This window comes from candidate division Zixibacteria bacterium HGW-Zixibacteria-1 (genome assembly GCA_002838945.1).
Taxonomy (GTDB): Bacteria; Zixibacteria; MSB-5A5; order GN15; family PGXB01; genus PGXB01.
In genome coordinates, this window is the sequence record PGXB01000069.1 from 1 (window position 1) to 9,181 (window position 9,181).

The 9,181-nt window shown below is 48.1% G+C and carries 10 protein-coding genes; all 10 read right to left on the reverse strand.

What is annotated here, in order from left to right:
* Positions 1–795 precede the first annotated feature (795 nt).
* Complete coding sequence (gene rocD / locus CVT49_16170; GenBank protein PKK81951.1) at positions 796–2,091, reverse strand: ornithine--oxo-acid transaminase; 1,296 nt, start codon at positions 2,089–2,091, stop codon at positions 796–798.
* Positions 2,092–2,193: 102 nt separating this feature from the next.
* Complete coding sequence (locus tag CVT49_16175) at positions 2,194–3,690, reverse strand: trehalose-6-phosphate synthase (GenBank protein PKK81960.1); 1,497 nt, start codon at positions 3,688–3,690, stop codon at positions 2,194–2,196.
* Positions 3,677–4,453, reverse strand: a complete 777-nt coding sequence (gene otsB, locus CVT49_16180) for a trehalose-phosphatase (GenBank protein ID PKK81952.1) — start codon at positions 4,451–4,453, stop codon at positions 3,677–3,679. Before otsB ends, CVT49_16175 begins: the two co-directional genes overlap by 14 nt.
* Positions 4,454–4,477: 24 nt before the next feature.
* Positions 4,478–5,728: a glycosyl transferase family 1 gene (locus CVT49_16185; protein ID PKK81953.1), complete on the reverse strand. Its 1,251-nt coding sequence runs from the start codon at positions 5,726–5,728 to the stop codon at positions 4,478–4,480.
* Positions 5,713–6,423 carry a hypothetical protein gene (locus tag CVT49_16190; protein ID PKK81954.1) on the reverse strand — a complete coding sequence of 237 codons (711 nt, stop codon included), beginning with the start codon at positions 6,421–6,423 and terminating at the stop codon, positions 5,713–5,715. The genes CVT49_16185 and CVT49_16190 overlap by 16 nt, the downstream gene beginning before the upstream one ends.
* Positions 6,424–6,577: 154 nt before the next feature.
* Complete coding sequence (locus CVT49_16195) at positions 6,578–7,594, reverse strand: hypothetical protein (GenBank protein ID PKK81955.1); 1,017 nt, start codon at positions 7,592–7,594, stop codon at positions 6,578–6,580.
* A 33-nt stretch (positions 7,595–7,627) separates the two neighbouring features.
* Entirely contained in the window at positions 7,628–8,074 is a 447-nt protein-coding gene (locus tag CVT49_16200; protein PKK81956.1) for a hypothetical protein, read from the reverse strand.
* Complete coding sequence (locus CVT49_16205) at positions 8,067–8,291, reverse strand: hypothetical protein (GenBank protein ID PKK81957.1); 225 nt, start codon at positions 8,289–8,291, stop codon at positions 8,067–8,069. The genes CVT49_16200 and CVT49_16205 overlap by 8 nt, the downstream gene beginning before the upstream one ends.
* A 24-nt stretch (positions 8,292–8,315) precedes the next feature.
* On the reverse strand, positions 8,316–8,690 hold the full coding sequence (locus CVT49_16210; protein PKK81958.1) for an RNA polymerase subunit sigma-70: 375 nt from the start codon (positions 8,688–8,690) through the stop codon (positions 8,316–8,318).
* 379 nt (positions 8,691–9,069) lie between these two features.
* Positions 9,070–9,181: IS30 family transposase (locus CVT49_16215; protein PKK81959.1), on the reverse strand; the 112-nt coding region annotated here is incomplete at its 5' end.

A 9,181-nucleotide genomic window follows, 5' to 3' on the forward strand; every position in this document is an offset into this window, starting at 1 on the left:
ACATCTGAACACCTCCTGTCCTTCGGGACTCAGGATGAGAAAGAATCATAATAATAGTATCCTTTCTCCGTGTCCACTAAATCGGGGGAACTTCAATATTGTGGTATAGGCAGCAAGGGCAAAAGTAGGGCTGAACCAGAAGTCGAGCTTATGCGGAGCGAAGTGGTTTTTTCAATTTAGAAAATTTATTGGTAGTATAATTGGCTCGTAATTCATAATACTTAACAATAAAATGGTTTAAAGTATGTCGATTTTAATAATTATTGCAGCTCTGGTCATCTTTCTTATGATACTTAATACCTATTTGAGAGGAGTTTATAAACATCACATTGACGCGGCATTAAGTGTAATATGGGTGGCAACCATTGTATCTGTCTTTATTATATATAATTGGAAATATGGACTATTGTTTATATTAGGATCGCTTGTCTGGGGTGCGATTATAATGCCATTCTGTGGTATAATAACAAAACGTTTACTCAATCACTAGTAGACGTAGGGAAGGTGTCTCCGGACACCTGCCATTGTTTTTGTGCTGTCAGGTGCAGAGACATTGCAGCATATGAATCGTAGGGACAGGACATTGTCCTGTCTTCTTTGATCATACGCGGACAGCACAATGTGCTGTCCCTACTATTAATTCGTTTCTTTGGTGCTAATGCAACGAATTATCTACCGGATGAAAATACATCAAAAAAAGGCGCGCTGTTTTCAAGCGCGCCTCTCTATGAGATGGGGTAATTTTTCCGATCAAGGCTCCCATATCATTGGAATATCAATTAATCAAACCATTTCCTAATCTATCAGCACTTTCTCCAGCCGTTCGCAGATGTAGTCAATCTCCGCCTCGCCGATAATCAGCGGCGGGGAAATCCGGATCGTGTGGCCATAGCTGTCGTTGGCCAGCATGTCCAGGTCAAGAAGCTGCTCGCAGTAGTGCATGGCATCGCCGTTGTTGACCTCGATACCGATGAACAACCCGCGGCCGCGAACTTCCTTGACATGTTTCGAACGCGCGGCCATGTCCTCGATTCTCTTCAGAAGCTTCTTACCGATCTCGGCCGAACGCTCCACCAGCTTTTCTTCTTTCATCACCTGCATCGAAGCCAGTCCGGCCACACAGGCCAGCGGATAACCGCCGAACGTGGAACCGTCCTTGCCGGCCGTGAACGTCATATCCATCAGTTCTTTGTTAGTCACCATGACCGACACCGGAACCAATCCGCCGGCGATAGCCTTGCCGAGCGTGACCGCATCAGGGGTGACATTTTCATGCTCGAAACAGAACGTCTTGCCGGTGCGGCCCATGCCGACCTGGATCTCATCGAAAATCAGAAGCATGTCATGCTGGTCGCACAGCTCGCGCAGTCCCTTAAGGAACCCGGCGGGCGGAATATTCATACCGCCCTCACCCTGCTGCGGCTCGACCAGAATACCGCAGGTATTCTTGTTTATCAACTTTTTGGTGGCTTCCAGATCGCCGTACGGCGCCGAGTGGAAACCGGGGGTCAGCGGGCCGAAGCCCTCCTTGTATTTCTTCGTTGACGAGAACGAAACCGTGGTAATCATGCGGCCATGGAAATTTTTGTCATAGACGATGATTTCCTGCTGACCATCGGGAATACCTTTTTTCTTGTACCCGTAATAACGGGCCAGCTTGACCGCCGTCTCGACCGACTCGACACCGCCGTTTTTCGGAAGAGCCTTGTTGCCGTTCTTGCCGAATCTCGGTCCCAGCTGCGGAACCAGTTCGGAAACGCTCTTGAGGAACAATGACAGGACATCGGTATAAACCACGTTGGATATAACCGATCCGTAGCCCTCCTGCAGCGCTTTGACCAGGGCCGCGACAATTTTCGGATGATGATGTCCGGCATTGGCGGCACTGTAGGCGGCCAGGCAGTCGAGTATTTTGCGGCCGTCCTGCGTGTATAACCAGGCTCCTTCGGTCTTGCGAATAATCGTCTTCAACCGTCGGTAATGTTTGGCTCCATAGATATCGTCGATTTCGAGTATCTCTTTGTCGGAAAGACTGGAGTAACCAATCGCTTTCTTATCTTTAATTGACAGTGTCATGTCAATCACCTCCATTCCGTTATAATCCAAATTGCGCGTCAATATAATACTTTAAAGTTTAATATCAACCCCTTGCGCACAAAATATTAGCGGTTTCTCCGTCTTATTTATACGGTTTTAGAGGTCGGAAGAAACGGTAAAAGGCTCGGCGATATCGTCTTTTCCGCCTTTGGTCGATTCAGGAGAAAAATGGAAGGATTTAACGAATTGTTCAACCCATTTGAAGACATTGTTTTTGCGGATTTCCGCCCGTAGTTTTTGCATCCGCCTTTTCTGTTCTTCAGCACTCATATAAAAGGCCTGATATATGGCGTCGGCCACTTCCTCGAGATTATAAGGATTAACCAGCATGGCGCCGACATAAAGCCGGCTGGCGGCGCCGGCGAATTCGGATAGAATCAGGGTTCCCAGATCATCATAGTGTGAGGCACAATACTCTTTGGCCACCAGATTCATGCCATCTTTTAACGGCGTGATCAGGGCGACTTCGGAAGCTTTATAATAACCCAGCAGTTCGTTCTGTTCGAGGGTTCCGTAGATGTAGTGAATCGGCACCCAGCCGCGGGTGGTAAAATGGCTGTTGATGCGTCCGACCATTTCATCGATCTGACGCTTCATCTGCTGGTATTCGGCAACCTCGGTTCGGCTGGGGACGACCACCTGCACCAGGACCACTTTCTCTATAAGTTCCGGATAACGCTTAAGGCAGTCTTCGAAGGCCAGCAGCCGGTGCGGAATCCCTTTGGTATAATCCAGACGATCGACACCGAGAATAATTTTTTGATTGGGATATTTTTCGTGAATGAACCAGGCGGCATCGTTGACTTCTTTGGTCCGGGCAAGTTTGTTAAAATAGTCGAAATCAATACTTATCGGGAAAGCGCCGATGCGGCTGACATTCGAGTCATATTTTATAAACGGATATTTGCGGTGGTGGCTTATGTGCGCCGATGGGATAAGATGCCGAACGCAATGTATAAAATTGCGGCGGTCCCGCTCGGTTTGAAAACCGATAAGGCGGTAGGCCAGCAGCCCTTCGAGAATTTCCTGCCGCCATGGGAGCTTTATAAAAATATCTTTTGGCGGGAAGGGGACATGAAGGAAGAAAGCTGTCCGACCCTTGAAGCCCATTTCGTTTAAGAAATGTCCCACCATAATCAACTGATAATCCTGGACCCAGATAAAACCGTGATTTTGGCCGACTTCGGCAATTTGCTGGGCAAACTTGTAATTGACTTTCTGGTAGGTTTCCCAGTGACTTGAATCGAAATTGCAGTGATCCAGAAGATCATGAAACAGCGGCCATAACGCGCCATTGGAAAAACCCCGGTAGTAATTTTCCACCTCGCCCTGACTGAGTTTAACTGTTTCCAGGCGGTATCCGACATCCGTAATTGATTCCCGGAGAATTTCTTTGACATCATCCGTCACTTCCGCGCCCGGCCAGCCGATCCAAATTCCTTCGTGGTTTCTTAGGACAGGCGCCAGAGCGGTGACCAGCCCGCCCATACCGGGAGTGACCAGCCACTTACCGTCTTCGATCTCCAGTTTGATCGGCAGCCTGTTGGAGGCCAGAATCGGTCTTAATTCGGTGATTTTCTTAGGCGGAATCATAAGCTTCAATCCATCTGTCGAAAAATTCAAGCAGTTCCTCCGGCGGTTTGATCCAGGCGCGGGCCTTTGTTTCCCGGTATTCGCGGCGAACCAAAACACTCAATGCCGAATCGGGGAGAGCTGAAAAAGCGTCTTCATCGGTTAAATCATCGCCCAGATAAGCGGTCAGACAGTTTCGGGGAAACCTTTCCATCAAAGTTTTTACGACTGTTCCTTTGTTTAAGCCGGGAATTTTCAGTTCCAGCCCGCCGTCGAATTCCGAATAAGTCAGATTATATCGATCCATCAGACTATTCCAATTATCAACAATTTTGTTCTTCAGGACAAGTATTTTATTAATATCGACACCCCGATAATGAATGGCCAGCGAAGCCGGTTTGAGTTCCATGTATTTCTCGAAACTGTTATTGCATATGAAGCTCCGGGCTTCTTCCAGACCCTTTCGGGTGCTTTCGTTGGGTCGCGAAAGCTTATATTGACCCTCCGCCGTCAATACTTCCCACCCATGACTGCCCCATATTTCGGGGTATTTTTTGAGATTTAACAGCGGCTTAAGGTCGGCTATGGTCCGTCCTGAGATTATGACCAGCGTGGTCTGCTCGTCCGAAATGATTCGATCGAGGCGGAATTCCACTCCGGGATATGGAAAGGCCTGATCTCGGTCCGTTCTGAATGGCGCCAGAGTGCCGTCATAGTCAAGCATCAGCAGGCGACATTCGGCCCGAGATGACTTCTTAAAAAAATCGTCAGGAAAATTTTTCAAAACGTTTTTGATATGCCCAATATTTTATACCGCGGCAATCAGCCTGCTCGAGAATCCGCGGCGTAACCCCACCATCAATGTAAGATACTCTCTTAAATGGCGGGTCAAAAGAAAATTCTCGCGGACAAATTCCCTGCCCTTATTGCCCATAGTCACCATGACCTCGCGGTGATTCATCAGATACCGCACTCTCTGAGCCATGCCTTCGGGGGTATTGACCAAAAATCCGGTATGATGGTTGATTACCTGGAGTGCGATTCCTCCGACCTGCCCGCCGATGACCGGCTTGCCTTTCCAAAGACCCTCTGTCACGGTCAGGCCGAATCCTTCCCTGGTCGATTTCTGGACGATGATATCGGAGCAGCGCTGAAGGGCGTTGATCGTTCGATGCGCATCCGGCGGAAGCATCAGCACATGAATATCCGGGTCATCCTGCGCCGCTTCACGGACCTCCCGTAAAACCTCGACCCCTTCGGGGTCATCATCGGCACTGCCGCCGGCGAGAACCAGTTGTATCTGGCAGCACTTCCGGGCCAGTTTGTAGCCGTATATCACACCCAGCGGATCTTTGAAACGGTCGAATCGTGAAACCTGCGTCAGAATCGGTTTGTCGGGCGAAAGATCGAACTGGCGGTATATCTTATCCATTTCGCTTTGCGGCAGGTCGATGTTCTTCTCGCTCAGCGGATCGATACTGGGAGCTATCAGGAATTGCGGATGCGGCAGCGCACGAGTGAATTCGGCCATCGAAAAAATACTGGCGTCATATCCTTCGAGAAGCGGTCGAAGATATTTCCAGACCGGACGGTACGGCTGACTGGCATCGATATGACAGCGCCAGATCCATTTCCCGCGCCGCCCCGGGCAGAGACTCAGAAGCATGGCCGGTTGAGGATCATGAATGAACACAATATCCGCGTCTTCCAGTTTATGCCGGAGAACTTCAGCATTATTTCGATTGGTTTCTTCGTACGCTTTTATATGATGCGTGGAAAGATTGACCTGATTACCCTGCAAGCCGTTATGAAAAAGTTTGGTGGTATTGAAAAATGGCTCGTTGCCCTCAATGACCTCCCATGAAGCATCGATTCCCAGTTCCCGCATGAAGGCGATCATCCATGACAGTATTTCCGCCACGCCTCCGCCGGTTTTGGTCGAATTGACATGAATTACTTTGAGTCCTTCGAGATTCCCGGCCAACTGCCGGAGCTGGTTGAGGACGGCCGGGCCGACAATCGGCTCATATGACTGGATCGATTTTACTTTTTTGGCCATGTCTTTCCAACCTCATTGATTACCTGAGATAATCTTTGCTGCAATTCCCGCAGGCTCATAAAGTAAAAATCAATCTGCGAAAAGGCTTCGATGAGCGGCTTGCCGCGGTCGTTCCAGTCCAGCAGCCAATGCGAGAAGTCATCAATTTTGCCCGGGGTTCGCCGACGCGCCTCCCAGAAATGATAGTACAGCGAACTGGTTGTCATTTCCTTGATGGCATTGCTGAGATCCTCGGGAGATTCGATTGTGCGTGTCGTATCGAACACGACCGTTGTTGCGGATCGGAAATAAAAGGCCTGATCATGCAGGGCCCATGGTATGTATTGAGTCTCACTGAGACGGTCGGCGATTATATCGACGAGTTCCTTGCGCAAATCTTCCATATTATCGAACGCATATGGATGAAGAATCTCAAGTCGTTCGGCCAGCACATGATCATGGAGCGCATGTCGGGCCCAGCGGGCAAAGTCGTTATGAAATTCGGGATCATCGAATGAGGGTCGAATTACTATCTCACAAAAATGATGATACAGCGAATCTTCCGGGCAGTTGGCCATTCGTTCATGAAGCTCGCGCAGGTTTATGGCCGGAAGCTGGTCGCAAATTTGGACGATTAAAGCACAATCTTTTATCTGAAACGGTGTCACCGTGGCACTTTTTTCCTTAATTTCGGTATCTGTAATTTCCTTCTTCATTATTTACATACACAAGCAATACGGTTTCGAGCCAAAATTCTTAAGAAATGTCCTATTATTTTCTATCGGCGCGGAGCGAAATCAATTAATCTTTAAAAAATCATTCTAATTTCAGGCAAATGACCGGTGATTGATCGTGATTTTCAATAAATGGCTATTTTATTTTGTATGTAAGCAGGGCCAGCAGTGATATAAATGCTTCGGCAATGGTAATCAGGATGCGGTGAATGAGGGAAATCGAGGCGGCAATAGGCTGACCGAGCGATGTTGCCAGAAGCGCCGTTATGACTCCTTCACGAACGCCCAGCCCGCCGGGCGAAATAAGGGCGATATAGCCAAGATTATAAGCGGCGATATAGGCCCCGGTGGCAAACTTGAAATCAAGCGCCGGCTCGGGGATCAAAGCTTTCAGGAAGAAATGAAACGACAGTCCAAAAAATATCCAGGTTATGATATACCAGATGAAAATCGAAATCCGATTGCCGAATGACGGCTTATAGCCGACCGGTTCCTGTTTGAACATTTTGAGTATCTTGTTCAGGGCCCAGTCAAGGCCGTTCGGCCAGAAAAACAAAATCAGGAAACCCAGAAAAACAACCGCCATGAAAGCATATACAATATCGCGATATACTTCCAGTGAGGCCAGCGCATCGGAACGCCAGAGCAGAAGCGGAACCAGCAGAAACGAAGCCGGCAAAGCATAAGCCTGCACCAGCGCAAACGACGCCAGCGAGACCCTGGCCGGAACATTGACTTCTTTGGCCAGACCGACCATGCCGATCACCTGCCAGACTTTCCCCGGTATATACCGGCCGAGATTGGCCAGATAGACCACCCGGAAAGATTCATGAAGACGCACGTTATGGCCGAAACCATGCAACATTACCCGCCAGGCCTGACTGGCGGTGATATAGGCGGTCAGCAGAGATATAATGGCCAGAACGGCATTGAGCCAGTTGATCTGCCAGTCCCAGTCATATAGCTCTTGCCGATTATTATAGATGGTCCTGAACAGGATATATATGATGATGCCGGCCAGCAGCCAGCCGACAACTTGCTTGATTACCTTTTTCTTCTCCATATTAATTCCAACTATCGGATAATCGGCGGCAATATGCAAGAAAGAATTTAATTGCGTTCCAGATATAATAAAGGGTGTCGAGCCGGACAAGGTGAGGCATGGTTGCCCGGCCCGACAAAAAGATTATTCGCAGAAGATTTTGACGCTTTCGTTGTCTTCGTCAATATCGATGCTCATTTCCTTCAGAGACTTAAAGAAACCATTCATCGAATCTTCATCGAGATTCTTGATGTCCCAATCGATATTATTGATCTTCATTTTTGACGAGAGCTTCTCCCTGACCTCGAAAGGCAGCAGCGATTTCATCTTGACCCCGGCCCGGATCAATTGAAGCGGGATCCTGATATTGACATTGTCGCCTTTACCGTGTTTGCCGGTGACCATTATCCTCAGGCATTTGGGCTTTTCTCCCAATGTTGTCTCTTCTTTGCTCTCGGATCGTTCTTCTTTGGCCTCCGGTTTTGCACCATGTTGCTTTTCACCGATGGCATCAAGAAGTTTCTCCGCCTGCTCTGCCGTGATTTTTCCTTCGGCCAGCATCTGAAGTATTTGAAGGCGTTCCTCAGACATATTGCGCTCCTTCCCATAAAGGATTAAAAATATCGATCCTGCTGTCATTGAATAACCGATAATCCGGCGCGGCATAATCAACCGGTACTCGAGTCAGCCGGTTAGTTTGAGCCGTTTTGGCGGCCGGATTCAACTCCTCAAGTATAATCATGGCGTCATCGACGCTTATTTTTCCTTCACTCACCAAATTGAGTGTCAATGTTACTGCTCTGGACATAATTAATACTCCTACCTTGATTTCTTATTCTCCACCCAGAAGCTTGACCGCTTCATCGGGGTTGATTTCGCCGCGGTTTAGCCGGCCCAGGATTTCCAGCCGGTCGGGCGGCGTCTCGATCATTTCGGCCCTGACAAAGTCCAGCTTCTCGGCTATCTTGTTGAGGCGGCTCTTGATGGTCGGATAACTCACTCCGAAAATCTGCTCCATTTGCTTGATAGAACCATGACTCCCCAGAAAAGCGGCCGCAAAAATCTGGTCATCGGCAGTCAGCCGGGCCAGCGGCGGCAGCTCGAAACTGCCCTCGATTACAATATCCTGATCTTTCAGCCGCACTTTTTCGATGACCAGCGGCTCTTCACCGGTCAATTTTGTCAATTCGCGCCATTCTTTGGCCATAAAGCCTCCAATTTGATTTATCTGACATTTTCTACGTCGCTTTATTCATATTGTTTCATACGATATTAAAATAATTAATATTTATAGCCTGTCAAGTTAATTTTATTAATATAATAGTGATTATTTATTGATTTTTATAGCAAGGAAACAGTAAATTGACTTATTAAATTGAAATATAACGACTTATGCGCAAGAATGGCAATTTCCGGACTTTCCGGGTTTCCTGCCGATAAGATTTTCCCGATTAACCGGCGTTCTCAATGTTATGATCATTCTGGGTGTTCGGCTCCATGGCGTGGATATTCTATAAGAGTGGGTTTTAAAAGAGATGTCTCTATAGTTCGGTGCCCCATCCGCCCCGGCGGGCCGTGCAAAAATGTCATTCCCGCCCCGGCGGGAAGGTGGATTCACATTTGAAGTGCAACAATTGCTCTAAAAATACTTCAGACGGTGTTTGAAAGTCCAGACATTTTCTCGGAGTATTATTATAG

What these genes read in the sequence shown, in the direction of transcription:
- rocD (PKK81951.1), bottom strand. Translation starts at nt 2,091, where the DNA reads ATGGAGGTGATTGACATGACACTGTCAATTAAAGATAAGAAAGCGATT.
- CVT49_16175 (PKK81960.1), bottom strand. Translation starts at nt 3,690, where the DNA reads ATGATTCCGCCTAAGAAAATCACCGAATTAAGACCGATTCTGGCCTCC.
- CVT49_16185 (PKK81953.1), bottom strand. Translation starts at nt 5,728, where the DNA reads ATGGCCAAAAAAGTAAAATCGATCCAGTCATATGAGCCGATTGTCGGC.
- CVT49_16190 (PKK81954.1), bottom strand. Translation starts at nt 6,423, where the DNA reads ATGAAGAAGGAAATTACAGATACCGAAATTAAGGAAAAAAGTGCCACG.
- CVT49_16200 (PKK81956.1), bottom strand. Translation starts at nt 8,074, where the DNA reads ATGTCTGAGGAACGCCTTCAAATACTTCAGATGCTGGCCGAAGGAAAA.
- CVT49_16205 (PKK81957.1), bottom strand. Translation starts at nt 8,291, where the DNA reads ATGTCCAGAGCAGTAACATTGACACTCAATTTGGTGAGTGAAGGAAAA.
- CVT49_16210 (PKK81958.1), bottom strand. Translation starts at nt 8,690, where the DNA reads ATGGCCAAAGAATGGCGCGAATTGACAAAATTGACCGGTGAAGAGCCG.